Genomic DNA, 26,975 nt, shown 5'->3' on the forward strand with positions numbered 1-26,975 from the left:
CGGGACCACTACTTACTCTTCGAGAGCCAGTGCTGCAAGCAACGCTTCGAGCTGGATCCGCTCGCTTGCACCCGCAGTAATGCGATAGTCGGCCTCGCCGACCCGATCGAGGATCCGCACCGCGGCGTCGTCGTCCAGCCCGAACTCCCAGACCGAGCGATGGAGTTGGTCGATGATGTCGCCGCCGGCGATGCCCTCCTCGGTCAGTAAGGTGTCCAGTTGCGATCGCGCGGCGGTGAAATCCCCATCCAGTGCGCGCTCGACCATCTCGCGGATCTCCTCGGGGCGGGCCGTCGAGGTGATCTCGAAGACCCCCTCTTCGTCGACCCGATCCCCGGACATCGAGGCGGCCTGGAGGCCGTTGATCGCCTTGCGCATGTCGCCGTCGGCGACGTAGACTAAGGCGTCCATGCCATCCTCGGTGATCTCGATCGCTTCTTCCTCGGCGATCGTGTGGATCGTCTCCGCGACGGCCTCGTCGGCCAGTGGCGAGAAGCGGAAGACGGCACACCGGGACTGGATCGGGTCGATGATCTGGCTGGAGTAGTTACACGACATGATGAACCGGACGTTGTTCGAGAACTGCTCCATCGTCCGGCGAAGCGCTGACTGAGCATCGCCCGTGAGTGCGTCTGCCTCGTCAAGGAATATAATTCGGTAGTCGTGGCCGCCAAAAGAAGTGCGCGCGAAGGACTTCACGCGATCTCGCACCACGTCGATCCCGCGCTCGTCGGAGGCGTTGAGTTCGAGGAAGTTCTCTTCCCACTCCTCGCCGTACAGTTCCTTGGCGATGGCCATGGCGGCGGTGGTCTTGCCGGTGCCGGCCGGCCCGGCGAACAGCATGTGGCTGAGGTCGTTGCTGTCGACGTAGCTCTGGAGGCGTTCGGTGATCGCCTCGTGGCCCGCGATGTCCGCCAGAGTCTGTGGGCGGTATTTCTCGATCCAGACTTCCTGGCGGCCCGCCCGGGCTGGCTCGGCCTCACTCATGGTCCGGATGTGGAGGGGCGGGGGAAAAACCTCGCGAGTCGGTCCGGCAAAGCGGCTCCGCGATCGGACGATGGCGGCCGTCGCCGAAGGGCTCATGGTCGCGCGGGCGAACGTCCGCACATGCACGTCACGGTCGAAGTCGTCGGTGAGGAGACGCGCGAGCTTGACGTCGAGTCGGGAGCGACCTACGCCGACTTACTGGCGGCGTGTGACGTCAGCCCCCACGAGGCGTCCGTCCTGGTCGATGGCCGCCCGGTGCCCGAGGACGGCGAGGTCAGCGCCGATCGCGTCGAAGTCCTGCGGGTCGTCAAAGGTGGCTGATGGGCGTCTACGTCCGGGTGGCGACACCCGAGGAGTTGGTTGCGGTGCTGAACGTCCTCGATGGGGCTGCTCTGGAAACCGACCGTGAGCGGATTCTCGCCCGCCTTCGAGCGGACGACGTCCGCGTCGCCGTCGCAGGCACAGATAGCGAACGGGTGATCGGCGCGTGCGTCCTGGATGGGCCGGAAATCGTCTCGATCGCCGTCCGTCGACGCCGGCGCAGTCAGGGGATCGGGACGGCACTGCTTCGAGACGCTGCCAGCGAGCGCGAGCGGCTGCTCGCCCGATTCGATCCTGGTGTGTGTCCCTTCTACGAAGCTCTCGGATTCGAGGTGACACCGACCGACGACGGACGATGTGACGGTGTGTTGGACCCCGCGGTGATCGATAAACCGGATCTGCCGGCCGAATAGCGTTGTTCGTTGGGTTGCGTTCGAATGGCTCTTGTGAACACACCTCACGAGACCGACATACTAAACTCGTTCGGCGCGCTACGGGAGGACGATGATGCTTCCCACCCATGCCCTCTGGGGCATGGTTCTGGCGCTCCCGGTCGTCTGGACCGCCCCGGAGTACGCCGGCATTGGGCTGCTTGCGGGCTTTCTCGGCGGCGTGTTCCCTGATCTCGATATGTACGTGGGCCACCGGAAGACCCTCCACTACCCGGTCGTCTACACGGGTCTTGCTGTGCCCGCCGTGGCGGTCGGGATCTTCGTTCCGAGCACGCTGACGATCGCGCTCGCCGTGGGCCTGACTGGGGCGGCGCTGCACAGTCGCAGCGACGTCTACGGCGGTGGGCTAGAACTGCGTCCCTGGGAAGGAACCTCCGACCGGGCGGTGTACGACCACTACCGGGGACGCTGGATTGGGCCGCGTCGCTGGATCGGCTACGATGGGTCACCGAGCGACCTGGCGTTGTCAGCCGTTTCGGCGGTACCGTTGCTCGTCATCACCGATGGCTGGCTCGAAGTGCTCGTGATCGCCTCGCTGGGGATTGCCGTCGTCTATACTGCCGTCCGACGACACTTACCTTCGATTGGGCTGGTGGTGTTGACCGATCTCGCGGAGCGAGTGCCCGGCCCCGTCGTTGATCGACTGCCGGACCGCTACCGGGACGGCATCGACGGCGAACTACAGGCGACGACTGACGGAAACGCCTAGCCGCTGCGTGCCGGTCCGGTGCTCGCTGACCCAAAGAATATTGTCAGCTTGCAGTGACGGATCTAGACAGGGGCCTCACGTATGGTCGATCCGCGCTGGATCCCAGCGCTGGGAATGGAAGCGGCGGTGGTCGCTATTCTCGTGTGGGCGATCCGCCGCCGGGATCTCGCGGTAGCGACCAACGCATTCGCCGGCGCACTTCTGGTCGTGACGCCGTTCGTTGCTGCCCCGCTGCTCGATGCAATCGGCTCTCAGCGGCCTGCCATCGGGCCGTTGTTGCCCAGTTGGATCGCGCTCGCGAGTCTGCTACACGCCATCGGTATGCTCGGCGTCTACGAATCGACGTGGTGGTGGGACCATCTCACGCATACCGTCTCGGCGGCGCTCGTCGCGGCGCTCGTCTACGGCGGGGCCGTTGTCGCGCTCGGCGAGACGACTGGGGCTACGATGTCGCCGAGAGTGATTACAGTGACCACAACGCTTCTGGTTGGCGTTCTCTGGGAGGGACTCGAACTCCTCGCCAGGGCCATCGGTGACCGGCTCGACGTCGAACCGGTGTTAGTCCACTACGGGTGGCTCGACACCGCCCTCGATCTCGTCTTCGACGTGGTCGGTGCCGTGCTGGTGGTCGCCTTCGACGTTCGCGTGTTCGTCCCCGTCGGTGAGGCTCTACTGGGTGTCGGGTAGCCTGCGATTCCCATGGCGGCCTGGCAGCGTGGTCCGGTCTCGCTTCAGCTCTGCCGACATTTAGTCACATTGATATAGGGGGGTAGTCAACACCGTGGTGCATAGATGGTCTCTAGTCTCGTGCAGTACGGCCAGGCGTTTCTGGTGTTGTTGCGGCTCATTTTGTTCGGGTTGACGTTGGGGATCACCGTCATCAGCTTCCAGGCCTACCAGCAACGCAAGAGCGATCGCCTCCAGTTTGCGTTCATCGGATTCGCCTTTATCAGCATGGGCGTGGCAGTGAGCAATATCGTCTCTCAGATGTTCACTACCGATCCCGGCCCCGGGGCGCGATTGTTCTTCAACATCACCCAGGTCGTTCCGTTCATCATCGGATTCGCGATGCTGTACCTCTCTTTGTATCGGTGAGTCGCATTTCCGGGTCCTGGCAAAAGTCACGACCCTTATGAGGGAGTAGCTCTAGTAACTGTGCAATGAACGACGATGAGCAGGTGACGCGGCTGTTTGGCGGGCCAGGGAGCGGGAAGACGACAGCCCTGCTGGATCGGGTCGAGCAGTTGCTTACGGAGGAAGACGTCGACGTCAGAGACATTCTGGTCGTCTCGTATACCCGGGCCGCGGCCTCAGAAGTCCGAGAACGACTCGCCGATCGCCTCGACATCTCGCCGCGGTCGCTGAAGGGTAACGTCTCGACGATGCACGCGAAAGCCTACGAGCTTTTGAATCTCTCGCGTGGTGATGTCGTCGGCGAGTCCGACAAGCAGGACTTCTGTGAACAGTTCGGCATCGAATACGAGGACGAGTACGAAGGCTCACGTCGTCGATCGGCCCGGTCGACGACGATCGGGAACAAGATCATTGCCACGAGCCAGTGGCTCCAGCGAACTCGCCGTGACGTGGGCGACTGGTACGACGTGCCCTTCAAGTGGGACGACGAGACGGTCCGGCTCCCCCCTGAGATCGACGATGCGGCCCAGACGGGTAACAAGTACACGCCGACCTGGCCCTCAGACGACGATCGCATCGATGTCCCCGAAGTCATCCGCGCTTGGCGATCCTACAAGGGCGAAGAGGGGATCGTCGGCTTCGCGGATATGCTCGAACGTGTCGCCCAGCGGTCGCTGCTACCCAATGTCGACTATCTGGCCATCGACGAGTTTCAGGACATCACGACCTTGCAGTACGACGTTTACGAGGAGTGGAAACCCCACATGGACGGCGTGTTGATCGGCGGTGACGACGATCAGGTCGTCTACGCCTGGCAAGGTGCCGATCCGCGACTCCTCCTCGAAGAAGAGGGTGAAGACGTCATCCTCGATACGTCCTATCGCTTGCCGTCGAAGATCCTGAAAGTGGTCCAACAGGAGGTCGGCCATATCGATCAGCGCCAGGAGAAGAACCTCTCGCCACGTAAAGAGGGCGGTCGAGTCGCCGCGGTAAAGCGTCCCTCGATGCTCGATCTGGTCCGCAACGTCCGGGACACTGTCGAGGAAGACGACGGGACGTTGATGATCCTCTTCCGGGCGCGCTATCAGATGTTCCAGTTTATCGATGAGTTCATCGGCGACGGGATTCCGTTCTCGGTGATGACCGACCAGCGGATGTGGACCGACCGACTGACCGACTACATCAGCGGGATCGAATCGCTCTCGACCGACGAGCCACTGACCGCTCTGGAGGCTCGCCGGCTGGCAGATATGCTCGCCGATACCGCCTTCGGGACGGGCGAGCGCGACGATCTCTTCGACGCGATCGACGAGCGCTCCGAGGCCGCCGACACGGACGATCTCGCCGAGATCGACCTCGAACCCGACCTGGTGCGAGAACACGCCCCCTTCCTCCCTGAACCAGCCGCAGCGGCCGATATGGTCCGAAAAGTGACGAGCTTTCAGGAACGCACTATCGAGGCGTACTTCCGTGGCGATTACCAGGACGTCAGCCCGGATCGTGTTCGGGTCGGGACGATCCACAGCGCGAAGGGCCGCGAAGCCGACCACGTTTTCGTCGCGACGGATCTGACCGAGAAGGTCGTCGAGCAGATGGCCGCGACCGCAGAACAGGAAGGGATCGACATCCCCGGCGACGAGGAGTTCACCAAACACACTACCCCGGTGCCGACGCTGACCGACAACGAACGGCGGGTTTTCTACGTGGGTATGTCCCGGGCACGGGAACGACTGGTCGTCATGGAGAACCTCGTCGACGGCGCGCCGACGTTGCCGATCGACGTCTTGCTCAACGACGAACCGACCGACACCGACCCCGCCGAGATGCTGCGTGACATCCTCGGCGAGGAAGCCACGGTCGTCCACTGAGACTGGCTTCTCACGCCGTGTAGGCGCCCGATCGTCTTGGACCGGGATGTCGCTGCCAGACGCCACTATTCGTCGATCAATTTTCCGTCGAGATAATCGCGGGTGTTGTCACGGGTCGCGGCCGCAACTTTGACGAACGTGACGACGCGTGTCCCGTCCTCGCGTGTATCCCGCTCGATTTCGAGGGGAAGGCCCTGATCGCGCAGATGTGAGAGCAGTGCCTCGATTACGGCCGGCTCGCCACGGACCGTGTGTCTCTCGCCGACGGCTTCGTCCCGTTCGACCGCCCGGACGGTCTCGATGGCGGGCAGGAGGATCGCTTCGCCAAGTTCCCGGGCTCGCTGGCGAGACTGGCCTTTCGAGTGATCGAGTTCTACCGCCTGGAACACCTCCCGGATGAGCCGAGAAACCAGGAAGTCTCGCCCGTAATCGAACGGCAATGAGAACGCGTGTTCGAGGTCGGCCCGGTGGGTCGCCGAGGTCGTGTACTTCAGCTGTCGGGTCCCATCGAGAGATTGCATGACGACCCCTTCCCGGCCCTCTCGGTCGAGGTCGGCGATGATCTCCCGGACGGCATCGGGTGCCGCTGTGGGCGCGAACTCACCGAAGTCGGGGACCTGTTTTAGCGCGAACGTCTCACAGAGATCTCGCCGTCTCTCGACCGCGAGTGGTGTCCCGGACTCCCGGTGGCGGACGTCGAAGATCTCGACGGTTGCCGAGTCCACTTCGGGGTAGTCGTGTGGGGTGTAGGGGTTCTCGGGGCCGATCAACTCACCACACAGCATGCAGTCGGGATGGTCCTCGAAGAAGTCGCCGGGAGCGAGCAGGTCACGGACTTTGCTCGTGGTGTACGGACAGCAGTAGCCACTCCGGGTGAATCCGAGGATGTCGCCGTCGATCCGGGCGATCCGGACGTTGTAGCCGTTGCGTTTTTCCTCGACTGTGAGGCGACCGTCGAAGTGCCGTTCAATGCCCGGATCGAGGACCAGCGTTCGCGGGATCGAGGGGAAGCCGCGGACGACCACGCCGTCGACGATCGCCGTCCCGCGTTCGATGCCGTGGCGGGCGTCAGGGAGGTGGCGGTAGGGCCGCCCCTCGAACGTGTCCCGTTGGAATTGCTCCAGCAGCGCGTCGAGGTCGGCCTCGGGTACGCCGAGCGTCGCCGCGAGTTCGCGATCGGCGTCCATATGTCCCTATAGGTTGGCCGATGATATAGGTGTGGTGCCACACCACATGACGTTGCCGCCGGAGCACCTTTGTCCGAGGCCTGTCAAGTACCACTATGGCCGAGCACCCGCTGAAACAGCGCTTCGTCCTCGACACGTCGGTGTTCATCACCCCGGAGATCCGTGACGGGAACGAAGATCTGGAGGCGGCCGTACAGCGGCTGTTGGATCTCGTCGCCGAAGTGAAACTCGAACACAACATCTCCTGTTACATGCCGCCCTCGATCAACGAGGAACTGACGACGATGCTCGAAGACCGCGACGTCAGCGAGGGAACGATCGAGAAACTCGACACCTGGGTCATCACCAAGAGCCCGGCCCAGTACGAGGTGATGATCCCTGCCGAGATCGTCTACGGGTTCATCGACGAGATGAGCGATCGCGTCAACCGTGGATTGCGCGTCTCCGAGAAGGCCGTCCGGAAGGCCGAACAGTCCCGTGACGAGGAGCCAGATCACGAGCACATGAGCGAGGTGGATCAGGTCATCTCCGAGCTGCGCGACGAGTACCGTCGTGCGCTCCGGCAGGGCGTGTTAGACTCTCGGGAGGACTTCGACCTGTTACTGTTGGCGCGGGAACTCGATGCCGGGGTCGTCACGGAAGATACTGGGATCATCAACTGGGCCGAGGATTTTGGCCTCCGCTATCTCCGTGGGCGGTCGTTCCCGCCGCTGCTCGAAGAGTATCTGGCCGCTGGCGAGCGCGTCGCGTGATCGTGGCTGGTGTGTTGTCGGTCGCTGGAGCACGTCGTCTTCTCGTTGTGGTTGGTGCAGTATTTACGAAAGGCATAATACTGCTAGGCTAGTGACTCCGCTACCTGACTGTCCATGTTGAACTACGTCATTACATGTCGGACCGGACGGTCGAAGTCGCACGACAGCGACGGGATCGTATCGAGAGGTAAATCATGATCGTCGGGGTCCCGTCAGCCCCGGACGACGAAACGCGCGTTGGGATGGTCCCTGCCGTCGCGGCTGACCTGATCGACGCCGGCCACGCGGTCCACGTCGAGAGTGGGGCCGGTGACGGCGCTGGCTGGGCCGACGACGCTTATCGGGACGTCGGCTGTGAGATCAGTGACGATCGCGGGCAAATTCTCGCCGACGCCGACGTGGTCTTCGAAGTCGCGGCACTCGGTGCCGTCGAGGAGGCAAACCCCGAGCAGTACCGTGCCGACCAGGCCGTGATCGGGTTGCTCGGACCGTTCGATGTCGCCGACCAGCAGGTCCAACAGATGGCCGAGACGGGCGTCGACGCGTTTGCGCTCGAACTCGTCCCCCGGACCAGTCGGGCCCAGAGCATGGACGCAAACTCCTCACAGGCCAACGTCGCCGGCTACAAGGCTGCTGTCCAGGCCGCCGGCGAACTCGATCGCATGGTTCCGATGCAGATGACTGCAGCCGGCACCGTCCAGCCCGCCGAGGTGTTCGTCATCGGGGCTGGCGTCGCCGGCTTGCAGGCCATTTCGACGGCCAACCGCCTCGGTGCCTCGGTGAAGGCCTACGATATCCGGCCCGAAGCCGCCGAGGAGATCACGAGTGTCGGTGCGGAGTTCGTCGAACTGGACGTCCATGCCGAGGACGCCTCCGACGAGGAGGGCCACGCCACCGAGCAAGACGAGGAATTCTACCGCAAACAGCGCACCCAACTCGGCGAAGTCGTCGCCGAGTCCGATGCGCTGATCACGACCGCAGCGGTCGCGAGCGGCGATGCGCCGCGACTCGTCACCGACGAGGCGATCGCCGGGATGGACGACGGCTCGGTCGTCGTCGACCTGGCCGCGGGCGGCGGCGGCAACTGCGACCCGACGGTGCCCGACGAGCGCGTCGACTACGAGGGCGTGACCGTCTTTGGCCCCACGAATCTGCCGGCGACGGTCCCGCAGACGGCGAGTCAACTGTACGCTAACAATCTGGTGAACTTCCTAGAGAACATGCTCGAAGACGACGAACTGGTGATCGACACCGACGACGAGATCGTCGACGCCACCTTACTCACCCACGACGGGACCGTCCGGAACCCACACAGAGACGACGGCTCTGACGACGAACCGTCAGACGGCGAAGACGCGGCCCCAGCCCAAGCGGACGCCGACGGAGGTGATGGGACGTGAGCCTCGTCACTAACCTCACGCTGTTCGTGCTTGCGGCGTTTCTGGGCTATGAGATCATCACGAAGATCCCGACGAACCTCCATACGCCGCTGATGTCCGGGGCGAACGCCATCTCGGGCATCACGCTCATCGGGTCGGTACTGGTGGCTGGCTCGGGCGATACGATGCTGGCGACGGCGCTTGGCGTACTTGCGGTCGTCATGGCGACGATCAACGTCGTCGGCGGGTACCTCGTGAGTCACTTTATGCTCTCGCAGTTCAACCGGGGTGGGCGCTGAATGGCCGACGGACTTTTGGGCCATCTGCCGGCCTCGGCCCTGGAACTCGCCTATCTGGTCGCGGCGATCTTCTTCATCCAGGGCCTGCGGGACATGACCCATCCACGGACGGCCACGCGCGGAAACCTCCTTTCCTCGGGCGGGATGTTCCTGGCTGTCCTCGCGACAGTTCTCTATTTCAAGATTCTCTCCCCGATCCTGCTTGCGGCCTCGCTGCTGGTCGGTGGCGTGATCGGCGCGTGGCTCGCGGTGAGCGTCGAGACGACGGAGATGCCCCAGCTCGTCGGGCTGTTCAACGGCTTCGGCGGGGGGGCCTCGACGCTTGTCGCGGGTGCTGAACTCGTCGACGCGACCGGTGGCGGGCTCGGGCTGGAGTTGACCACCACGGCGGCCATCGCGGGGATCGTCGGGACAGTCACGTTCTTTGGCAGTCTCGTCGCCGCGGGCAAACTCCACGGCCTGGTCGGGGATTCGCCGATCACGGGCCGGACCAACCAGGTCATGCAGGCGCTCTTTTTCGCCGGTGCTGTCCTGGCTGGACTCTTCTTGATCGTCCAGTCCGGACTGCTCGGTGAGGCGCCCCTGGCCGAGTGGCTGCCCGCCTACTGGGTCCTGGTCGCCGCCGCGGCGATCTTCGGCATCCTGCTGGTGTACCCGATCGGCGGTGCAGACATGCCGGTCGTGATTGCCCTCCTGAACTCCATGTCCGGTCTGGCCGCCGCCACCACCGGGTTTGTCCTCGACAACACGGCCCTGATCGTCGCCGGGACGCTCGTCGGCGCGGCCGGACTCATCTTGACGTTCATCATGTGTGATTCGATGAATCGGTCGCTGACGAACGTCCTCTTTGGCAGCATGGCCGAGGGCGGCGATGGCGAGGATATGGCCGACATCTACGAGGGCAACATCACCGAGACCTCGCCCGAAGAAGTCGAGATGATGCTCGACGCCGCCGAGCGTGTCGTGATCGTGCCTGGCTACGGGATGGCGGTCGCCCAGGCCCAGCACGCCGTTGCCGAACTGGCTGACCTGCTCGAAGAGACCGGCGTCGACGTCGAGTTCGGCATCCACCCGGTCGCTGGCCGGATGCCGGGCCACATGAACGCTCTGCTGGCCGAGGCGGACGTCGACTACGAGAAGATGCGGGAACTGGAGTCGGTCAACCCCACCTTCTCCCAGACGGACGTGGTGATCATCACCGGCGCCAACGACGTGGTCAACCCCTCGGCCAACGAGGACGAGGATAGCCCGATCGCCGGGATGCCGGTGCTCGAAGTGTGGGACGCTCGGTCGGTGATCGTCAACAAGCGTAGCCTCTCGCCCGGCTTCTCGGGGATCCCCAACCCCCTGTTCGCCAAGGACAACACGAGCATGCTCTTTGGCGACGCCAAGCAGTCGATGCAGGATCTGGTCGACGCCTACAACGAGAATCACTGATCACCGACTACGCGGAACGTCCGTTCGTCCTCACTCGTCGTCGGCCGATTCAGTTTTGACGATGGTTCCGGCCAGCCCGGAGAGGCCACGCTGTAGTAGATCTCCCGGCGTGACGACGTACCGTTCGACAGCGATGATGAGGCCGATAATTCCAAGAAAGGTGAGTCCTCCGACGACCCGGCCGCTGGCGAGGAAATCGACCGCGATGACGGCGATCGGGGCGACGACTACCGCCGTTCCCACGCGCCCGATCGTCTCTAAGAGTCCGGCAGCCATGGGGGTTGCTTTCGTCCCGGTCGGCAAAAGCATCTCGCCGTGGCCGTCACGGGTCGAATTCGGTCAGCTCGGAGTCGAGGGCCGGCTGCTGGTCGGCATTCGTCGCCTCGTAGGCCCGTCGGTAGGCTCGTAGCTTCCCCAGGAGGACGTACCCGAACAGCCCGTCGAAAGCGAGGACGAAGATCACGATCGCTGCCAGCGGTCCGATCGGGAGGGCCTCGGCCAGGGCGAAGGGCACGACCGAAACCAGCGCGTTGTAGGTGGCATGCATCAGGGTGGCCACGACGAGTCCTTTGATGACGATTGGTCCCGCGTCGTCGGGATTGAACTTCGCCAGGCCGAGATAATAGCCTGCGATCGCCGAGTAGATGACGTGGCCCGGCCCAGCCAGCGCTCGAACCGTGGCGGTCGAGCCACCGGTCGCGAGGACGGCCAGCCCGCCCTCGCCCATCGTCTGGCCGGTGATGTAGATCGCGTTCTCGATGGTCGCGAAACCGAGGCCTGCGACCGCGCCGTAGACGGCCCCGTCGACGACGGCGTCGAAGCGATCGTCCCGGAACGCGCCGAGTCGGACCGCCAGGAGTTTGACGCCTTCCTCGACCGGGCCGACCACGAGGTAGAACATCGCCACCAGGCCGAAGAACGGATCGCCTACCAACGCACCGACTGCGAGAAAGACCGGATCGAAGATCGAATTGACAATTCCCGCAAAGCCCGCGAACAGCACCCCGAGTAGGAACGTGCTGACGAGCAGGCTGATGGGCTCGTTGGTCGTCACGTCGGCCCGCCAGACGTAGACTGCCAACAGGAGTGCGGGCACGGCCGAGAGGGCGGTCAGCGTGCCGACGACGGGATCGGTCACGGTCCCGAGGCCGCCAAGTAGCAGTTGCGTCGCGAGAATCACCACCGCCAGGACGATGACGATTGACCGAGCCAGGACGGCCAGGCGTCGATGGATGCCGATCGCGAGGTGGTCGAGCCACGAGCGGGGCTGCCACTCGACGATGTCGTAGCGGTCGATGGATCCGTCCTGGGACTGCTGGATCGGATCGCGCTTGGGCATGCTGGTTGCTCGGCGTGGCGTCGGGAAGTGTCTGCCGGCGGTCGACCCCGCGACCGAGACACGTCTCCTCGCCGCTTATCCAGCCCCCAGTCGGTGGGGCGGACGGTCCCTCGCCCATCGATTTTAAACGCTGGCGGCCGAAGCCGACGTATGGATCGGTCGGTCTGCGTGATCGGTGGCGGGATCGCCGGGGCAGGGGCAGCACTCGCGCTTCCCGATGCCCTGGACGTGACCGTCTTCGAATCGCGTGCAGTCGGTGGCCGTCTCGCCAGCCGTCGTCGTGAGGGCTGCATCTACGACGTGGGGACCGACCACGTGCTGCTGGCTGATGGGGACCTTCGGGAGCTGGTCGCTGACGCTGCCGGTGACTCCCTCGTCGAGATCGATCGCCCCGTCAAGCAGTTCGACGCGGACGGGACGATCAGCGAACGACCGGCGGAGTTCCCGCGCTTTTCCGGCCGGGACGGCATCGACACCCTCGTTCAGTCGCTGTTCGAGACCAGCGGCGCACGCATCGAAGAAGGGGCGACAGTGACGGCCCTGGATCGCCGAGGCGGACAGTGGGTCGTGACCGCCGCGGGCCACCGACGCGCCTTCGACGCGGCGGTCCTCGCTGTCCCGGCTGCCGCCGCAGTCGTGCTGTTCGAGGGGGCCGACTGGGACGCGACTCTTCGGAGAGAACTCGCCAGAGCGGCCGACGACAGTGCCCACCGGTCGATCGACGTCGTGGCCCTCCACTATCCGTTTGCCTTCGGGGCTGATTACTACGGGCTCGTCAGCATCGAACGCGCAAGTGACGTCGTCTGGATGGGTCGCGAGCAGTGCAAACGCGGTCACGTCCCCGACGGCGAGTCCGTCCTGACGCTGCAACTCGGCTCGCTGTGGTCTGCAGCCAACGCGAACGCTTCGGCCCGGGAGACGGCGATCGAGTCGGCCCACTACGTCGCCAGACTCGTCGGTGACGATCGCCTCCGCGAACCCGACTGGTGGGATCACCACCGATGGGGGCAGGGCGTCCCGACGGACGGCGTAGACGCCGCGCTCTACGAGCGGCCACTCGAATTTGGCCTCGCTATCGCCGGTGACTGGGTGGCCGGCGTCGGGCAGGCTCACGCTGCCCTGGCGAGTGGGCTCCGGGCCGGTCGCCAACTCGCCGAGCGGTTCGGTTCGGACCCCGGGGCGTAACGGGAGGGTTTTGTCGCTCGATCGGATAGCGATCGATATGACGCTTCACGCGGGTGTCGTCGCCGTCCAGGGTGACGTCAGCGAACACGCCGAGGCCGTCAGGTCGGCTGCTGAGACCCACGGTGAGGACGTCGAAGTCGTCGAGATCCGGGAGGCCGGCCTCGTGCCGACGTGTGACGTCCTTCTGCTACCTGGGGGTGAATCGACAACCATCTCTCGACTGCTCCATCGTGAAGGCATCGCGTCGGAGATCCGCACCCACGTCGACAGTGGCAAGCCCGTTTTGGCGACCTGTGCCGGGCTGATCGTCGCTGCCCGCGACGCCGGTGACGAGCGCGTCGACACTCTCGACGTACTCGATCTCACCGTCGAGCGCAACGCCTTTGGCCGCCAGAAAGACAGCTTCGAGGCACCGCTCTCCGTCGAAGGCCTAGACGACCCGTTTCATGCGGTGTTTATCCGCGCGCCGGTCATCAGCGCAGTCGGCGACGCGGAGGTCTTGGCTACCTGGGAAGGCCGACCCGTTGCAGTCCGGGATGGGCCGGTCGTCGGAACCTCCTTCCATCCAGAATTGACCGCCGATCACCGGATTCACGATCTCGCGTTCTTCGCATAGCCCACAGGACGCCCCACTCGGTCGGTGTGGTGGGCTGTCTCCGATGGCAATCGAGTAGACCGGACTGCTCCCCTCATATTTTGCCGGTTATGGAAATACAGTTTACTCAAACATAAAAATATTTTCGCCAATTCTCATCGGGCGAGAGCATACCGCCAGCTTATCGGTTCGGTAGTTCGAACGCGGCCCAACGGATGGAATCAGCCACTAACGTACTCGATGTCGCGTTCGGGGCCGGGGCGGCACTCGACGGGACGGCGCTGTTCTTGCCGGCCGAGCTCGCCAGCCGCGTCCAGTTCGGCTGGACGATCAGCGTCCACATCCTCTTTGCCGCTCTCTCGATCGGACTTGCCCCGTTTATCGTCTATTTCACGTGGAAAGCAGTTCGGACCGACAGCGAGCGCTACGAACGGCTGCGCTCGTTCTGGCTGAAGGTCTTTGCCGTCGGGTTCGTCATGGGAACAGTCACCGGCATTCCGATGAGTTTCCAGTTCGGGACGAACTTCCCGCAGTTCTCGGCGGTCGCCGGCGAGTTGATCGGCGGCCCCTTGGCCTTCGAGGCGAAGATGGCATTTTTCCTCGAAGCTGTCTTCCTCGGTGTGTTGCTGTTTGGCCGCGAGCGGGTCAGCGACCGGCTGTACGTGCTTTCCTCGGCGCTTGTCGGCTTCGGAGCCTGGCTGTCGGGCTTTTGGATCCTGGTCGTCAACGCCTGGATGCAGACGCCAAAGGGCTACGAGATGATCACACGCAACGGGATGGAGGTCGCCCAGTTGACCGATCCGATCGCCGCGTTCCTCACGCCGCGGATGACCTGGATGTACGTCCACATGATCAACGCCTCGGTGATCGCCGTCGCGTTGCTGGTCGCCGGTGTCGCCGCGTACATCCTCTGGAAGAAACGCGACGCGAAAGCCTGGCAGACGGCACTGAAAATCGCTATTTTGATCTTGATCGTTGCCGCACCGCTGCAGGCCGTCCACGGTGATGCCTACGCCCGCCACGTCGAGGACACTCAGCCACAGAAGTTCGCTGCGATGGAGGGCCACTACGAAACCGGGACTGCCGATCTCCACCTCTTTGCTGTCCCGACTGACCTCTCTGCGCTGACCGATCCGCGGGCGGAGAACCTCTTTACGATCAGTCTCCCGCGAGTCGGCTCGTTCCTCGCCAGCGGGGGTGATTTCGATGCGGAGGTGATCGGGCTCAACGAGTACGAGGATAACCCGCCCGTGGCGCTGGTATTCTGGTCGTTCCGGCTCATGGTCGGGCTCGGCTTCCTGTTTATCGGGCTGGCCTTCTGGGGTGGCTATCTGATCTACCGCGACCGGCTTGCCGACAGCAGCCGGTACCTGAAGGCGATGATACTCGCCTCGCCACTGGGCTATGCCGCCTTGCTCACTGGCTGGTACGTCACCGAAATCGGCCGCCAACCCTGGGTCATTCAAGACGTCCTCAAAACGAGCGAGGCCGTCTCCTCGACCTTGACTTCGACGGAAGCCACCGCGAGCCTGACCGCGTTCGTGGTGATCTATATCGGCCTGGTCCTGGCCGCGCTGTACACCCTCCGGTGGCTGATCGAGGGCGAGCTCACCGAACTGGGTGTTACAGAGTCGGCCACCGATCACTGGTACGGGCCGATCCCGGGGGTGACCAGCGATGATTGAGCCCCTGTTCATCCCGGTCGAGACGTATCTCGTCCCGTCCCTGCCGGACGTCTGGTTCGGGGTCGTGATGTTCGCCCTGGCGATGTACATCGTCTTAGACGGGTTCGACTTCGGGATCGGGATGCTGTATGCGACCCGCGACAACGATCACGAGCGCGAGACCCTCCTGGCGGCGTTCGGGCCGATCTGGGACGCCAACGAGGTGTGGCTGATCGCGTTCGGCACGATGACACTCGCTGCCTTTCCGGACGTCTACTCGCGGCTACTGGCCGACAACTACCTGATCGCCCTCGGGTTCGTCCTGGCGTTGTTGTTCCGCGGTATCGGCCCGGAGCTTCGCGAACAGCGCGAAGACGAGCACTGGCAACGGGCCTGTGATTACTCCTTCGTCGGCGGGAGTGTCCTCGCGCCGTTCCTGTTTGGCGTCCTGGCCGGCTCGTGGGTGTTCAGCGTGGGTGCGCTCTCGCTGCCTGCGATTCTGACTGGCGTTGGTCTGGTCGCCGTCTCGGCGGTCACCGGCGCGGCGTTCCTGGCGGCAAAGACTGGGCCGGCCCTCGCCGGAGAGATGCGCGATCTCGGCGTCGTCGCCACGCTTGCGTACCTCGGTGGCGTGGTCGTCTTGCTCGCGGTCGTCGTCTGGACCGACGCCGGCGAGGCCGCCGGAACGATCCTCTCGGCTCCTGGGATCGCTATCGTCGGCCTCTCGGTGGTCGCAGGCCTCAGTGGGATCGTCCTCGCACTCCGCGATCGGTACCGGGCGTGGCTCGCGACCGCGCTCGCCTTGCCCACGCTGTTGAGCGCGCTCGTCGCTCTCCTGTTGTATCCGACGATCTATCCCGCAACGGCGACAGGGTTGGAGCTGACCGTGAGCGACGCGGTGGTCTCACCGCTCGCGCTGAACCTCACGACCGTCCTCGGGTTCCCGGTGCTGGTGGTCGTGTTGTGGTACTTCAAATTCCTCTATGGCGTCTTCAGTGGGCCGATCGAAACTGAGGGATACGGCGCCTAAGTCGGCGTCTTCGGTCTCGGCCCCGTCATCGCTTCGACGCGCTTAGGGGCCAGTGGTGTGTTCTCCCGAGCATGACTGACGAGAAAGCGATTCTCGACGAACTGTTCGCGGTAATCGAGGACCGCAAGGAGACGCTGCCCGAGGACTCCTACACGGCCGATCTGTTCTCCCACGAGAAAGGCGAGAACGCCGTTCTGGAGAAGCTGGGCGAGGAGTCGACCGAGTTGCTACTCGCGGCCAAAGACGACGACCGGGAAGAAATTGCCCACGAGAGTGCCGATATCGTCTATCACCTGCTCGTTTTGCTGGCGATGAAAGACATGGATCTGGCGGATCTGCGGGCGGAATTGCGGGAACGTCGCTAATCTCCAGCGTGGAGCCGGCGTTTCACTCGACCGAGTGAAGCGAGGTCGAAGGAGTTTTGGCCCAGCTTTTGCGACGAGCGGGTCGCTTGCGACCCCGAGGACTAAAAGGTGGAAGCGATATGGATTTGAGCGATTTGCGAGCGGAATTGCGCGAGCGGCGGTGACGCCCCAGATGACGCGCATAGCATCTTACCAACATTCTTTGAGCATCAGGTCTTCACTGCCCCCGTGAAGCAGAGTAGACGGAACCTTTTACGAGCAATCGGGTTTGCGGTCGTCGGTGGAATCGCCGGGTGCAATACTGCGGGTTCGTCAGACGACACGCTGACTGGGACGCCCGACGAGACGGTGAGTAGCGACCGGGGCACGTCCACACCGTCGGCGACGCTTACCCCAACGCCGTCAGACACATCGACGCAGTCGGCGAATCCCTCCCCAGAGCCTACCGACAGGTCGACGAAGACCGAGACAACCGCCACACCCACTCCGACATCGACTCCCGTTCCTGAACCGTCGGGGAACACGAAACTGTTGCCCGACAGCATCGGGGAGAACGACCGGATGGGCAACGACGTGGCCCTGTCCCGCGACGGGACGACGGCCATCGTCGGCGCGGTGGGGGACGTGACGACGAACGAAGACAACGGTCAGGCCTTCATCTTCGAGTGGAACGGAAGCGGATGGACCCAAGCCAGGAGCGTCAGCCCGGACGAGCAGGACACGCCGGGACTGCTGGGCAACGCCGTGGCGCTGTCGGCCGATGGGTTGACGGCGCTGGTCGGCGTGCCGGCGGGTGCGAGAGGGGGGACCGCTCCCATCGGGACGGTATACGTTCTCTCCGCCGAGGGTGGCGAGTGGACCCGCGAGGCCAGACTGACCTCGGCCGAAGAACGGCCGGGCGAGCGATTCGGCCTCTCGGCGGCGCTGTCGGCCGACGGCACAACAGCACTCGTCGGCGCAAATCAGTTTTCCCAGGAGAACCCGAACGAGTACCTCGACGGATCTGCTCACGTTCTCGAACGGGTCGACGGAACCTGGGAACATCGGACGCGACTCACCGCCGAGGACAGCGAGGACGCCCACGGCTTCGGGCTGCGGGCGGCGCTGTCCGCGGACGGCACCACGGCTCTGCTGGGAGCCAGCAAGGAATCAAACGAGAACGGCGAGGAGGCCGGCGCTGCCTACGTCTTTTCCGGCGAGGGGAGCGACTGGGGCCAGCAGGACAAACTCGTTCCCGAGGGCGGCGAGGAGTACAACGAGTTTGGAAGTACGGTGTCGCTGTCCGGCGACGGCACGACAGCGATGGTCGGGGATCAGCTGGACAACACCGCCACCGGCGACTCCTCCGGGTCGGTGTCGGTCTTCGCGGCTGACGGCGGGGCGTGGACACAGCAGGCCACCGTCGTGCCCGACACCATCGAGGGCAACGAGCGGTTCGGCGACGCCGTCGCCCTCACCGACGACGGGACACGGGCACTCGTGGGGAGCGGCGGCGGTGGGAGTCTCGGAGACATCGATGTCGGGTCCGTCCATCTGCTCGAAGCCGACGGGGACGCCTGGACACAGCGCGAACAGTATACGCAGTTTCCCAACCGAACGGTCAACGACAGCTTCGGGGCTCGCGTCGACATCTCGGCGGACGGAACTGTCGGTCTCGTCGGCGCGACGCGGGACGGCGAGCAAGGACTGACCTCCGGCGCAGCGTGGGTCTTAGACTTGCCCGACGACTGACTCTCTGCCCGCTGGTCGGCGACTCGCTCCAGCGGTGACTCGGCGACTTCTTCAAGGACCCACTCGCCGTGGCCCGTCGCTCACTCTTCGGCTGGCTCGAAACGATGGCGGACGACTTCGCTGTCGGGGTTCCACTCGAACTCGTCGTGGACCCGCGCGAGGCGTTGCTTGTAGGCCGCTAAGTTCTCAGATCCCTCGCGCTGTGCGTCCTCGTCGGTCAGATCCCCGAGCGTCCGCTCGGCCACGTCGGTGACTTCGAACGTGGTGCCGTCGATATCGAAGGTGTCGCCCTCCGCGGCGTAGGCCTGCCCGCGGTGGATCTGGGTCACGTCGCCGTCCAGTACCTGCGCGGTAAGATGCCCGCCTGGAAGGATCTCGGTGGCGTCTCTGTGTGCCATGTCCCCAGTTTGGGCCACAGCGACAAAAACGGCTGTCCCGAGCCATCGATCCCGGCGGGCACTGTCAGCTCCAGTGATATCCCAGTACAGCAGGCTTCCGGCCTGGACGAGCCCGTTTCGCGGTCCTTTTCCCGTCGCACGGTCTATGCGTGGACAATGAGCCATCCTTTCGAAGCCCTGCCGACGACGCCCACGTCGGAGGAACTCATCGACAAAGCCTTCTCACGGGCCGCCCGGGCGGGCCGGGCCAAGCAAGGCCACGAGGCCCAGGAGTCGATGCTCCAGACCGCCTCGAACATCCTCTCGGACAACTTGGAGAACGTCGTCACGGCCTGGCCGGACTTCGACGAACTCGACCCGTTCTATCGGGAGCTGGCCGACGCCGAGAGCGACGTCGACGAGTTGCGCCAGCACCTCTCGGAGGTCACGTGGGCCAGCCGGAAGACCGACGATATCCGCGACGAGTACCAATCCCGACTGCGCAACGCTGACACCGACGGCGCCCGCAAACTCCGCAAGCAGGCCTTTGCCCGCCTGGCGGACGTCACTCGCGAGGTGAGTGATGACCTCGCGGCGCTTGGGGAGGCCCGGAACGCGCTTCGGGTGTTCCCGGACATCCGTCCCGACGAACCGGCGATCGTCGTCGCGGGCTATCCCAACGTCGGGAAGTCGTCGTTCGTCAACCGCGTGACGCGGGCGGACAACGAGATCGCCGCCTACCCGTTCACGACGACGCAGATCCACGTCGGGCACATCGAACGCGACCATATCCGGTATCAACTGGTAGACACCCCCGGACTGCTCGATCGCCGCCCGGAGGAGCGCAACGATATCGAGAACCAGGCGATCAGTGCCTTAGAGCACCTCGCCGACGCTGTGCTTGTCATGGTCGATGCCAGTGGTGAGTGTGGCTTCCCGATCGAGGTCCAACTCGACCTCCGAGACGATGTTGTCCAACGTTTCGAGGACGCTCCCGTCCTGACGGTTTGCAACAAGAGCGACCGAGCCCGTGACGTCGCGGCCGATCACTACATGAGCGTCACCGAAAACGACAACGTCGATGGCGTCCTCGATGCAGCGATCGAGGCCGTCGGGTACGAGCCGGAACTGCCCTTCGAAGAGTAAGCGGCGACCTGGCTCCTTTCTTTCTGCTGTCAACTCACAGGCCACGATCAGCAGCGTGTGTCCTCACTCACTGTGAGAACGGGTGCGTCTCGGTATCCGGCAGCGTCTTTTGACCGAGCGAGATGGTCCTTGCGTTTCCGATGATCTGCCCGAGAACAATTGTCCGGTGGACCAGTCATAGAGTATCATATTGAGACAATAAAGTGTGATATAGTATTACTGGATCATAGTTCCGTAATACTTTTTTCCGGTCTGTTACAGCAATCGCACATGAGCCAGTCCCCGGTTCCCGACGACGAAGTGACGCCACTCACCGTCCGCTGCTTTCGATCCGCCGACGCCGATCGAGTCTGGCACGTCCACAAACGGACGATCCAGTCCTCACCGCTCCCGTTCGTTTCGAAGCCCTCTTTCGACGAGGATCTCCGGAACGTTCCGGAGCACTACTTCGAGACTGGCGGGACGTTCCTCGTCGGCTGTCTCGATGACACGGTGATCGCGACCGGCGGGATGCGACCCGAAGACGAGAATGCGATCGAACTGCGACGGTTGCGGGTGATGCCCGACCACCAGCAGCAGGGCTACGGGACTGCATTGCTTGAGGAGTTGGAAGCGTTCGCCCGCCGGGAAGCGTTCGATCGCATCACCCTCCACACTGACGACGTGTTGACCGTCGCCCAATCGTTGTACGAGGCCCACGGCTACGAGGAGACACATCGAGAGCCCCATCCGGTACTCGATGGGGAGGTTATCTTCTACGAAAAGCCGCTGTGACGGGGTCGACTGCGAAGACAATGGTCGACAACGTGGATCTATCGGGCACTCTCTACGGTGGTCTCTCCCGGCTGTGGTCCGTCACAGTCGTCGCGTTCGGCGCGTCGCTGCTCACCTACGGCCTGATCTATCTGACACCCGGCGATCCGGCCCATACGATTCTCGCCCAGCAGCTACGGCGTGAACCGACCGCCGCGGAAATGGCTGCCTTTCGCGCCGAGCAAGGACTGGACGAGTCGTTCGTCCAGCAGTACCTCTCCTGGCTCGTGAACGTGGCCCACGGTGACTTCGGGTCGTCGTATTACAGCAGCCAGTCCGTCCGAGAACTGCTGGCGTTGCACCTGCCAAACACGGCCGAGTTGGCCATCGCGGCGATCGTCGTTGCGGTCGTGATCGCGATTCCGCTTGGCATTCTCAGCGCAGTGCATTACGATACGTGGATCGATCATACCGCTCAAGTCGGGGCACTGCTGGGCGTCTCGATCCCCAATTTCTGGCTGGGGTATCTCCTGATTCTCGTCTTTTCGTTGGGGTTGGGACTGACACCTGTCTCGGGGTCGGGAACGGTTGGGCATCTGGTCTTGCCGGCGATCACGCTCGGCACTGCGATGGCCGGGATCATCACCCGGATCGTCCGCACGTCGGTCCTCGACGAACTGGGCAAAGACTACGTGGTCGTTGCACGCTCGAAGGGCGTCAGCGAGCGCCTCGTCGTCTACAAACACGCGCTTCGCAACGCGTTCATCCCGGTCGTGACGATCATCGGACTGCAGTTTGGCTTCGTGTTGAACGGGGCCGTCGTCGTCGAAGTCGTCTTTCAGCGGCCGGGTCTGGGAACGCTACTGGTCGATGCGGTCTTTGCCCGGAACTATCCCGTCGTCCAGGGCGTTGTCCTCGTTACAGCGGTCCTGTTCGTCCTCATCAACCAGCTGGTCGATCTGGCATACGTCGCCATCGACCCACAGATCGAGCGGGGTGTCCGGTCGTGATCGACCAGCTGCTCGCCCGGCAGCCGACGATCCGGTCGGTCCGGACCGCGATCGACGCAGGGTTGCGTCGGATCCGGTCGGGCCCGCTGAAAGTCACGCTCGGGGGTGCGATCGTCGCCGTACTGGGCGTCGTTGCGATCGTGGGGCCGCTGGTGACGCCCTACGATCCGGCGGCCCAGGCCCTTCGTGACCGGCTGGCAGCGCCGTCGCTGGCACACCCGCTGGGGACCGACGAACTCGGGCGCGACGTCGCAACGCGGCTGGTTTACGGGGCTCGTATTTCGCTTGGAGTCGCCGTCCTCGTGACGGCGATCCGGCTGGTCGTCGGGACGGTCGTCGGGCTGGTTGCGGGCTTTGCCGGCGGCCTCGTCGACGCCGCCGTCATGCGGCTCGTCGACATCCAATTGGCCTTCCCGGGGCTCATTCTGGCGCTCGTCGTCGCCGGCATTCTCGGTCCCGGGCTGACAAGTATCGTCCTCGCGATCTCGGTCGTCGGCTGGGCCTCGTATGCCCGGGTCGTTCGGGGCAGTGTCCTCTCGGTGAAGCACAACGCCTACGTGCAGTCCTCGAAGCTGTATGGAACCCCTCGCTGGCGCATCGCCGGCCGACACCTGCTGCCGAACGTGATGCATCCGGTCATCGTCCTGGCGACGCTGGACCTCGGCACGGTCGTCATCTCGGTCGCCAGCCTGTCCTTTCTCGGAGTCGGCGCACAGCCACCGACCGCGGAGTGGGGATGATGGTCAACGCCGGTCGTGATCACCTCCGGTCGGCGTGGTGGCTCATCACGGCCCCCGGTATCGCGATCATGCTGACCGTCATCGGGTTCAATCTCCTGGGCGATGGCCTGCGGGATCTGCTGGACCCGGATCAACAGACCCTCGAACAACGGAGACGAACATGAGTAAACGCCTTACTGTCGACAACCTCGACGTTCGATTTCGGACAACCGGTCGTCCCGTCCGTGCGGTCAACGGCGTCTCTTTCGAACTCGACGCCGGTGAGATCCTCGGGCTGGTCGGCGAGAGTGGCTGTGGGAAATCGGCAACGGCCCGCTCGCTCGTCCGCCTCGAAGAGCCCGGCGAGATCACCAACGGGACGATCACGTTCGACGGGACTGATCTCACCGCCGCCGACGAACGTACGCTTCGGCGGCTACGCGGCCAGGAACTGGCGACGATTTTCCAGGACCCGGCGTCCTCGCTCAACCCTGGGTTTCCCGTCGGTGAGCAGATCGACGAAGCCCTTCGGATCCGCAAGCGGCCACACCAACAGTCCCTGGTCGGCGAGCTCACGTCCCGACTGAGCCGGCGCGGACGGACGGACAACCGGGACGCGGTTCGCCAGGCCATGCAGGCGGCGGGCATCCACCAGCCCGGCGACTGGATCGACGCCTACCCACACCAACTGAGCGACGGTCTTCGCCAGCGCGTGATGATCGCCATCGCGCTGGCACGCCGCCCGTCACTGCTTATCGCTGACGAGCCGACGACGGCTCTGGATACGACGACACAGGCCGCGATCCACGAGACGCTCCGGGCGCTCAACCGCGAGTACGGCATGGGACTGCTCTTTATCACGCACGATCTGGGTGTCGTCTCGGAGCTGTGTGATCGTGTCCTCGTCATGTACGACGGATCGATCGTCGAGCGCGGCGAGACCGACGCGGTACTGACGGCACCGAGTCACCCCTACACGAAGTCCCTGCTGGATTGTATTCCACGGCGTTCGGAACCTCAGACCACACTCCCGACGATCGACGGTGACGTCCCCGAGCGGACCACTGGGCCTGCAGGCTGTCCGTTCGCCCACCGCTGTCCGTCCGTGACGGCGGCCTGCCGTGAGGAGCCACCAGAGACCGTCGCGGTCGCCGCCGGCCATACCGTCGACTGTGTGGTCCCGAGTGCCCGAGCCCCACGGACTGTCGAACGAACGGGGCAAGCGACTCCGGCGGAACAGCACGCGGCTGATGGTGAATCTGTCTCGACGGACCGACAGCCCGTCGCCAGCAACGCACGGGCGCGTCCATCGGGGGACACTGGCAGTGGCTCGGCGACCCGCGACAGCGATACCGAGAAGACGCCGGGCGAGTCCGAGCCGATCATCGCCGTCGAGGGCGTGAGCAAATCCTTCCAAACGTCGGAGACGCTCACGGATCGCCTCGTCGGGACGGCCGAGCGACGGACCGCACTCCAAGACGTCTCGCTGTCGGTGGATGCGGGGACGACGATGGGACTGATCGGCGAGAGCGGCTGTGGGAAATCGACGCTGCTCAAGCTGATCGCCGGCCTGGAGACGCCGACCGAGGGGACCGTTCGCTTACACGGCGAGGCCGTCGGCAGCGTGGACGGACGAACGATGGACCAGCGATCGGAGATCGGTGTCGTCTTCCAGAACCCACAGCGCAGCATCAACCCGAAACAGACCGTCCGGGCGGTCATCGCCGAGCCACTGTACGAGGCCGGCTGGGAGCGACAGCGACGGGACGAACGCGTCGAATCCCTGCTCGATTCGGTCGGGCTGCCGGTCGAATACGCCGAGCGACAGCCCCGACAACTCTCCGGGGGACAGATCCAGCGGGTGGCCATTGCCCGGGCACTCGCGTTGGGGCCGTCGGTCGTGTTGCTCGACGAACCCACGGCATCACTGGACGTCTCGGCCCAGGCGACGATCCTCAATCTGCTGGTCTCGCTGCAACGGGACCTCGGACTGACGTATCTCCTGGTTTCGCACGATCTGGAAGTCGTCCGCCACATGGCCGACCGCGTGGCGGTCATGTACTTCGGCCAGCTCGTCGAGACCGGCCCTGCAACGACGGTCTTCGCTGACCCCTCCCATCCCTATACGCGGACGTTACTGGACGCGATTCCGGGCATCGATGCCGGGACAGCGGCCTCACGCCCCGGGATGACACAGTCACCCGCCCCAGAAGCGTCCGGATGTGCCTTTCTCCCGCGATGTCCGGCTGGAACGGACACCTGTCGGCAGCGTGAACCGCCGTTGGAACACGACGGCCAGGTCCGGACACGGTGTCACCATCCGGCTGGTCGAGGGAGCGAGGAGCCGAGAACAGCTGCTATCGAGGAGTCAAACCGACCGACTAGCGGCGAGTCATCGACAGCGAACAGCGCGAAATCGAACAGCGACGCGATTACCGACAAACGACGACAATGACGAACGGAAACGACTCACAGCCGATCAGTCGACGAACAGTGTTAGAAGGTGCCGTTGCAGGCGGGGCAATCGCCCTTACCGGCTGTCTCTCGTCGGATGGAGGCGAGGCCCAGACATTACGCATCGCCTCGACGTGGGAACCCACAATCGATCCTCTGGATGCGGGGCTGATCCTCCAGCGATTTGGCATTACTGAATCGCTGGTCGGCGTCAGCCACGACATCGAGCCCGTCCCGGAGCTTTCGACCGACTGGACGAGCGACAACTCGGCCCGTCACTGGGAGTTCTCACTGCGAGAGGGCGTCACCTTCCACGACGGGACGACGATGGACGCCGATGCAGTCGTTCGGTCACTCCGACGGGCGGTCGACTCCCCGGCGTTTGCCGACATCCCGATCGAAGCCGTTCGTGCGACCGACGATCTGACGGTGACCATCGAGACGGCGAGTCCGCTGGTCTCGTTGCCGGCCCATCTCACCCGTCCAAAGACGGCTATTCTCTCGCCGGCGGCCTACGAGGATGGAACCGTCTCTGAGCTGATCGGTACTGGGCCGCTGAAAGTCGAGTCTTGGGAGGGTTCGACGATCATCAATGCCGTTCGAAACGAGGACTACTACGGAGAGGTCCCGACTGTCGAGTCCGCCCGTTATGAGACCATCACCGACGACCAGACCCGGCGACTCAAATTAGAGAACGGAGATCTGGAGATGGCCCGAATTTTGTCGTTGAGCGACGTCGAGCCACTGAGAGAATCTGATGATATCGACGTCGAGGCCTATCAGATCCCGCGATGTCGCTTTCTCGTCTTCGATACGACGACGATGCCGTTCGACGAGATTCCCGTCCGCCAGGCTGTCAACTACGCTATCGACAAGGAAACGATCGTCGAGACCGTCCTCGAAGGCGTCGGGAAAGCGGCGGTCGGGCCGTTCCCCGCATCCGTCGAGCGCTGGCACAATCCGGACCTCGATGGCTACACGTACGATGTGGACACTGCTCGGACGCTGCTGTCGGAAGCCGGCTGGACGAACGACAGCGAGGGTGACGTGCGCACACGAGACGGCACGGAACTCTCGATCGAGATCCTTGCGTACAACGAACGCCCGCGCTTGCCACTCATGGGGGAGATCCTCCAGCGCCAGCTCGGCGCGGTCGGGATCGATGTCAAGTTGTCGGTCTTCGAATACACGACGATGATGGAACAGACCAAACAGGACGCCTTCGATTGCTATCTCATGTCGCTGTCGATGCTGTGGTACCCCGATCCCGAGCGGTTGAGCGACATGTATCACTCCGAGCAATCGATGCTCGAACACGGATACGAAAACCAGACTGTCGATACGCTGCTGGAAACGGCCAGAGAGACCATGGACTACGAGACCCGGAAGGAAAAATACGACGAGGTCCAGGCGATCACGCTTCGGGACGCACCCACTGCTTTGCTGACCTACTACACGAACGTCGTCGGGATGTCGGCGGGACTCGATGGCTATCGCCCCCATCCCACTGAGAGCGACTACGGGGTCGAATCCATAACGCTCTCCGAGGAGTGACCGCTGTCAGTCTCGGCGGGAACTGACCCCGACACGAACGATCGGAATATCCAATCGAACCGACTCACAGACGACACCCACACAATGGCACATACCACCGCAGAAACGTATACAATGTCCAACGGCAACACAGTCCGACCGTATTCGATAGTACTCAACAACACTCCTCGAAGGCCAACGATGGAACATCGCGCTACAACACGCACACCTCCACCCTCGACGGAACGATGCGAGCCGACATCTCGCAAAGTCGCTTGTCGGGAGGTGTTTGCCTAATGGACTCGACACAGGACGACCCAAAAGCGTTCGTCGAACAGTACTGGAACAGGCGCGCCGAGACGTACGAAAACGATAGCCAGCATGCGATTCACAGCGAGGCCCAACACGACGCGTGGCTGTCGGTTCTGCGAGAGTGGACCGGTGAGTCAAAGCAGACCCTCGATGTCGGCTGTGATCCGGGAGTCGTCTCGTCCTCGTCGCGGGCCATTGGGACTTCGAAGAGCCCCGGGAGGAATACGAATCGATCCA

The 26,975-nt window shown here is 63.8% G+C and carries 27 protein-coding genes and 1 pseudogene; 22 read left to right on the forward strand and 6 right to left on the reverse strand.

Translation table 11 applies throughout. The features are described 5' to 3' along the window. Positions 1–12: 12 nt before the first annotated feature. Entirely contained in the window at positions 13–987 is a 975-nt protein-coding gene (locus tag Hrd1104_RS00580) for a replication factor C small subunit (RefSeq protein ID WP_154550921.1), read from the reverse strand. Positions 988–1,107: 120 nt separating this feature from the next. Between Hrd1104_RS00580 and Hrd1104_RS00585 the strand changes: the two genes are divergently transcribed. The 6 genes from Hrd1104_RS00585 (at position 1,108) to Hrd1104_RS00610 (ending at position 5,471) form a co-directional block, all read left to right on the forward strand. Further along, entirely contained in the window at positions 1,108–1,308 is a 201-nt protein-coding gene (locus Hrd1104_RS00585) for a ubiquitin-like small modifier protein 2 (protein WP_154550922.1), read from the forward strand. Then, positions 1,308–1,721, forward strand: coding sequence for a GNAT family N-acetyltransferase (locus Hrd1104_RS00590; RefSeq protein ID WP_154550923.1), 414 nt, complete (start codon positions 1,308–1,310; stop codon positions 1,719–1,721). Before Hrd1104_RS00585 ends, Hrd1104_RS00590 begins: the two co-directional genes overlap by 1 nt. 91 nt (positions 1,722–1,812) lie before the next feature. Continuing rightward, complete coding sequence (locus tag Hrd1104_RS00595) at positions 1,813–2,469, forward strand: metal-dependent hydrolase (RefSeq protein WP_154550924.1); 657 nt, start codon at positions 1,813–1,815, stop codon at positions 2,467–2,469. An 81-nt stretch (positions 2,470–2,550) separates the two neighbouring features. Beyond that, positions 2,551–3,156, forward strand: coding sequence for a hypothetical protein (locus tag Hrd1104_RS00600; protein ID WP_154550925.1), 606 nt, complete (start codon positions 2,551–2,553; stop codon positions 3,154–3,156). A 105-nt stretch (positions 3,157–3,261) separates the two neighbouring features. Continuing rightward, a complete protein-coding gene (locus tag Hrd1104_RS00605; protein WP_154550926.1) occupies positions 3,262–3,564 on the forward strand; it encodes a hypothetical protein in 303 nt (100 codons plus the stop codon). 65 nt (positions 3,565–3,629) lie between these two features. Further along, complete coding sequence (locus Hrd1104_RS00610; RefSeq protein WP_154550927.1) at positions 3,630–5,471, forward strand: UvrD-helicase domain-containing protein; 1,842 nt, start codon at positions 3,630–3,632, stop codon at positions 5,469–5,471. Positions 5,472–5,536: 65 nt separating this feature from the next. On the opposite strand, the gene Hrd1104_RS00615 is transcribed toward Hrd1104_RS00610, so the two are convergent. Further along, positions 5,537–6,658 carry an RNA ligase gene (locus Hrd1104_RS00615; RefSeq protein ID WP_154550928.1) on the reverse strand — a complete coding sequence of 374 codons (1,122 nt, stop codon included), beginning with the start codon at positions 6,656–6,658 and terminating at the stop codon, positions 5,537–5,539. Positions 6,659–6,753: 95 nt separating this feature from the next. On the opposite strand from Hrd1104_RS00615, the gene Hrd1104_RS00620 reads away from it, so the two are divergent. The 4 genes from Hrd1104_RS00620 (at position 6,754) to Hrd1104_RS00635 (ending at position 10,525) form a co-directional block, all read left to right on the forward strand. Continuing rightward, positions 6,754–7,410: an RNA ligase partner protein gene (locus Hrd1104_RS00620; protein ID WP_154550929.1), complete on the forward strand. Its 657-nt coding sequence runs from the start codon at positions 6,754–6,756 to the stop codon at positions 7,408–7,410. Between the two features lie 194 nt (positions 7,411–7,604). After that, positions 7,605–8,810, forward strand: a complete 1,206-nt coding sequence (locus tag Hrd1104_RS00625; protein ID WP_154550930.1) for an NAD(P) transhydrogenase subunit alpha — start codon at positions 7,605–7,607, stop codon at positions 8,808–8,810. Further along, the gene (locus Hrd1104_RS00630; protein WP_154550931.1) at positions 8,807–9,088 is read left to right on the forward strand and encodes an NAD(P) transhydrogenase subunit alpha; all 282 of its coding nucleotides are present in this window, start codon (positions 8,807–8,809) and stop codon (positions 9,086–9,088) included. The genes Hrd1104_RS00625 and Hrd1104_RS00630 overlap by 4 nt, the downstream gene beginning before the upstream one ends. Further along, positions 9,089–10,525: an NAD(P)(+) transhydrogenase (Re/Si-specific) subunit beta gene (locus tag Hrd1104_RS00635; protein WP_229770496.1), complete on the forward strand. Its 1,437-nt coding sequence runs from the start codon at positions 9,089–9,091 to the stop codon at positions 10,523–10,525. It abuts the gene before it with no gap. A gap of 30 nt (positions 10,526–10,555) precedes the next feature. Here the strand turns inward: Hrd1104_RS00635 and Hrd1104_RS00640 are convergent, their stop codons facing one another. After that, positions 10,556–10,801, reverse strand: a complete 246-nt coding sequence (locus Hrd1104_RS00640) for a hypothetical protein (RefSeq protein ID WP_154550932.1) — start codon at positions 10,799–10,801, stop codon at positions 10,556–10,558. A gap of 46 nt (positions 10,802–10,847) precedes the next feature. After that, positions 10,848–11,864 carry a PrsW family intramembrane metalloprotease gene (locus tag Hrd1104_RS00645; RefSeq protein WP_154550933.1) on the reverse strand — a complete coding sequence of 339 codons (1,017 nt, stop codon included), beginning with the start codon at positions 11,862–11,864 and terminating at the stop codon, positions 10,848–10,850. A gap of 150 nt (positions 11,865–12,014) precedes the next feature. On the opposite strand from Hrd1104_RS00645, the gene Hrd1104_RS00650 reads away from it, so the two are divergent. From Hrd1104_RS00650 to hisE, 5 genes are all read left to right on the forward strand, one after another. Next, positions 12,015–13,049 carry an FAD-dependent oxidoreductase gene (locus Hrd1104_RS00650; protein WP_195837603.1) on the forward strand — a complete coding sequence of 345 codons (1,035 nt, stop codon included), beginning with the start codon at positions 12,015–12,017 and terminating at the stop codon, positions 13,047–13,049. A gap of 37 nt (positions 13,050–13,086) precedes the next feature. After that, positions 13,087–13,665 (forward strand): pyridoxal 5'-phosphate synthase glutaminase subunit PdxT, encoded by a 579-nt coding sequence (gene pdxT / locus Hrd1104_RS00655; protein WP_154550935.1) that lies wholly within the window; start codon positions 13,087–13,089, stop codon positions 13,663–13,665. 194 nt (positions 13,666–13,859) lie between these two features. Next, complete coding sequence (locus Hrd1104_RS00660; protein ID WP_154550936.1) at positions 13,860–15,329, forward strand: cytochrome ubiquinol oxidase subunit I; 1,470 nt, start codon at positions 13,860–13,862, stop codon at positions 15,327–15,329. Further along, positions 15,322–16,338 (forward strand): cytochrome d ubiquinol oxidase subunit II, encoded by a 1,017-nt coding sequence (locus Hrd1104_RS00665; RefSeq protein ID WP_154550937.1) that lies wholly within the window; start codon positions 15,322–15,324, stop codon positions 16,336–16,338. Before Hrd1104_RS00660 ends, Hrd1104_RS00665 begins: the two co-directional genes overlap by 8 nt. Before the next feature lie 71 nt (positions 16,339–16,409). Then, positions 16,410–16,703 (forward strand): phosphoribosyl-ATP diphosphatase, encoded by a 294-nt coding sequence (gene hisE, locus Hrd1104_RS00670; RefSeq protein ID WP_154550938.1) that lies wholly within the window; start codon positions 16,410–16,412, stop codon positions 16,701–16,703. Between the two features lie 209 nt (positions 16,704–16,912). On the opposite strand, the gene Hrd1104_RS00675 is transcribed toward hisE, so the two are convergent. Then, positions 16,913–17,248, reverse strand: a complete 336-nt coding sequence (locus Hrd1104_RS00675) for a hypothetical protein (RefSeq protein ID WP_154550939.1) — start codon at positions 17,246–17,248, stop codon at positions 16,913–16,915. 16 nt (positions 17,249–17,264) lie between these two features. On the opposite strand from Hrd1104_RS00675, the gene Hrd1104_RS00680 reads away from it, so the two are divergent. Beyond that, positions 17,265–18,434: an FG-GAP repeat protein gene (locus tag Hrd1104_RS00680; protein ID WP_154550940.1), complete on the forward strand. Its 1,170-nt coding sequence runs from the start codon at positions 17,265–17,267 to the stop codon at positions 18,432–18,434. A gap of 80 nt (positions 18,435–18,514) precedes the next feature. On the opposite strand, the gene Hrd1104_RS00685 is transcribed toward Hrd1104_RS00680, so the two are convergent. Further along, the gene (locus tag Hrd1104_RS00685; protein ID WP_154550941.1) at positions 18,515–18,832 is read right to left on the reverse strand and encodes an ASCH domain-containing protein; all 318 of its coding nucleotides are present in this window, start codon (positions 18,830–18,832) and stop codon (positions 18,515–18,517) included. 156 nt (positions 18,833–18,988) lie between these two features. Between Hrd1104_RS00685 and Hrd1104_RS00690 the strand changes: the two genes are divergently transcribed. The 6 genes and pseudogenes from Hrd1104_RS00690 to Hrd1104_RS00715 all read left to right on the forward strand — a co-directional run bounded on the left by Hrd1104_RS00690 (position 18,989) and on the right by Hrd1104_RS00715 (position 26,447). Further along, positions 18,989–19,957, forward strand: coding sequence for a GTPase (locus tag Hrd1104_RS00690; protein WP_154550942.1), 969 nt, complete (start codon positions 18,989–18,991; stop codon positions 19,955–19,957). A 270-nt stretch (positions 19,958–20,227) separates the two neighbouring features. After that, positions 20,228–20,731, forward strand: coding sequence for a GNAT family N-acetyltransferase (locus Hrd1104_RS00695; RefSeq protein WP_154550943.1), 504 nt, complete (start codon positions 20,228–20,230; stop codon positions 20,729–20,731). 20 nt (positions 20,732–20,751) lie between these two features. After that, the gene (nikB, locus tag Hrd1104_RS00700; protein ID WP_154550944.1) at positions 20,752–21,720 is read left to right on the forward strand and encodes a nickel ABC transporter permease; all 969 of its coding nucleotides are present in this window, start codon (positions 20,752–20,754) and stop codon (positions 21,718–21,720) included. A gap of 50 nt (positions 21,721–21,770) precedes the next feature. Then, positions 21,771–22,624: pseudogene (gene nikC, locus Hrd1104_RS00705) on the forward strand (nickel transporter permease). Beyond that, complete coding sequence (locus Hrd1104_RS00710; RefSeq protein WP_154550945.1) at positions 22,621–24,894, forward strand: ABC transporter ATP-binding protein; 2,274 nt, start codon at positions 22,621–22,623, stop codon at positions 24,892–24,894. Before nikC ends, Hrd1104_RS00710 begins: the two are co-directional and overlap by 4 nt. Continuing rightward, positions 24,891–26,447, forward strand: a complete 1,557-nt coding sequence (locus Hrd1104_RS00715) for an ABC transporter substrate-binding protein (protein WP_154550946.1) — start codon at positions 24,891–24,893, stop codon at positions 26,445–26,447. Before Hrd1104_RS00710 ends, Hrd1104_RS00715 begins: the two co-directional genes overlap by 4 nt. Positions 26,448–26,975 lie beyond the last annotated feature (528 nt).

The organism is Halorhabdus sp. CBA1104 (genome assembly GCF_009690625.1).
GTDB lineage: Archaea > Halobacteriota > Halobacteria > Halobacteriales > Haloarculaceae > Halorhabdus.

Bases quoted from the DNA above. Each gene is read 5' to 3' on its own strand.
- Hrd1104_RS00650 (WP_195837603.1), top strand. From the start codon at position 12,015: ATGGATCGGTCGGTCTGCGTGATCGGTGGCGGGATCGCCGGGGCAGGG.
- Hrd1104_RS00635 (WP_229770496.1), top strand. From the start codon at position 9,089: ATGGCCGACGGACTTTTGGGCCATCTGCCGGCCTCGGCCCTGGAACTC.
- pdxT (WP_154550935.1), top strand. From the start codon at position 13,087: ATGACGCTTCACGCGGGTGTCGTCGCCGTCCAGGGTGACGTCAGCGAA.
- Hrd1104_RS00625 (WP_154550930.1), top strand. From the start codon at position 7,605: ATGATCGTCGGGGTCCCGTCAGCCCCGGACGACGAAACGCGCGTTGGG.
- Hrd1104_RS00610 (WP_154550927.1), top strand. From the start codon at position 3,630: ATGAACGACGATGAGCAGGTGACGCGGCTGTTTGGCGGGCCAGGGAGC.
- Hrd1104_RS00585 (WP_154550922.1), top strand. From the start codon at position 1,108: ATGCACGTCACGGTCGAAGTCGTCGGTGAGGAGACGCGCGAGCTTGAC.
- Hrd1104_RS00615 (WP_154550928.1), bottom strand. From the start codon at position 6,658: ATGGACGCCGATCGCGAACTCGCGGCGACGCTCGGCGTACCCGAGGCC.
- Hrd1104_RS00605 (WP_154550926.1), top strand. From the start codon at position 3,262: ATGGTCTCTAGTCTCGTGCAGTACGGCCAGGCGTTTCTGGTGTTGTTG.
- Hrd1104_RS00595 (WP_154550924.1), top strand. From the start codon at position 1,813: ATGATGCTTCCCACCCATGCCCTCTGGGGCATGGTTCTGGCGCTCCCG.
- Hrd1104_RS00665 (WP_154550937.1), top strand. From the start codon at position 15,322: ATGATTGAGCCCCTGTTCATCCCGGTCGAGACGTATCTCGTCCCGTCC.
- Hrd1104_RS00645 (WP_154550933.1), bottom strand. From the start codon at position 11,864: ATGCCCAAGCGCGATCCGATCCAGCAGTCCCAGGACGGATCCATCGAC.
- Hrd1104_RS00715 (WP_154550946.1), top strand. From the start codon at position 24,891: ATGACGAACGGAAACGACTCACAGCCGATCAGTCGACGAACAGTGTTA.
- Hrd1104_RS00710 (WP_154550945.1), top strand. From the start codon at position 22,621: ATGAGTAAACGCCTTACTGTCGACAACCTCGACGTTCGATTTCGGACA.
- Hrd1104_RS00690 (WP_154550942.1), top strand. From the start codon at position 18,989: ATGAGCCATCCTTTCGAAGCCCTGCCGACGACGCCCACGTCGGAGGAA.
- Hrd1104_RS00600 (WP_154550925.1), top strand. From the start codon at position 2,551: ATGGTCGATCCGCGCTGGATCCCAGCGCTGGGAATGGAAGCGGCGGTG.
- hisE (WP_154550938.1), top strand. From the start codon at position 16,410: ATGACTGACGAGAAAGCGATTCTCGACGAACTGTTCGCGGTAATCGAG.
- Hrd1104_RS00620 (WP_154550929.1), top strand. From the start codon at position 6,754: ATGGCCGAGCACCCGCTGAAACAGCGCTTCGTCCTCGACACGTCGGTG.
- Hrd1104_RS00580 (WP_154550921.1), bottom strand. From the start codon at position 987: ATGAGTGAGGCCGAGCCAGCCCGGGCGGGCCGCCAGGAAGTCTGGATC.
- Hrd1104_RS00590 (WP_154550923.1), top strand. From the start codon at position 1,308: ATGGGCGTCTACGTCCGGGTGGCGACACCCGAGGAGTTGGTTGCGGTG.
- Hrd1104_RS00685 (WP_154550941.1), bottom strand. From the start codon at position 18,832: ATGGCACACAGAGACGCCACCGAGATCCTTCCAGGCGGGCATCTTACC.
- nikB (WP_154550944.1), top strand. From the start codon at position 20,752: ATGGTCGACAACGTGGATCTATCGGGCACTCTCTACGGTGGTCTCTCC.
- Hrd1104_RS00695 (WP_154550943.1), top strand. From the start codon at position 20,228: ATGAGCCAGTCCCCGGTTCCCGACGACGAAGTGACGCCACTCACCGTC.
- Hrd1104_RS00680 (WP_154550940.1), top strand. From the start codon at position 17,265: ATGGGCAACGACGTGGCCCTGTCCCGCGACGGGACGACGGCCATCGTC.
- Hrd1104_RS00675 (WP_154550939.1), bottom strand. From the start codon at position 17,248: ATGCTGTCGGGCAACAGTTTCGTGTTCCCCGACGGTTCAGGAACGGGA.
- Hrd1104_RS00640 (WP_154550932.1), bottom strand. From the start codon at position 10,801: ATGGCTGCCGGACTCTTAGAGACGATCGGGCGCGTGGGAACGGCGGTA.
- Hrd1104_RS00660 (WP_154550936.1), top strand. From the start codon at position 13,860: ATGGAATCAGCCACTAACGTACTCGATGTCGCGTTCGGGGCCGGGGCG.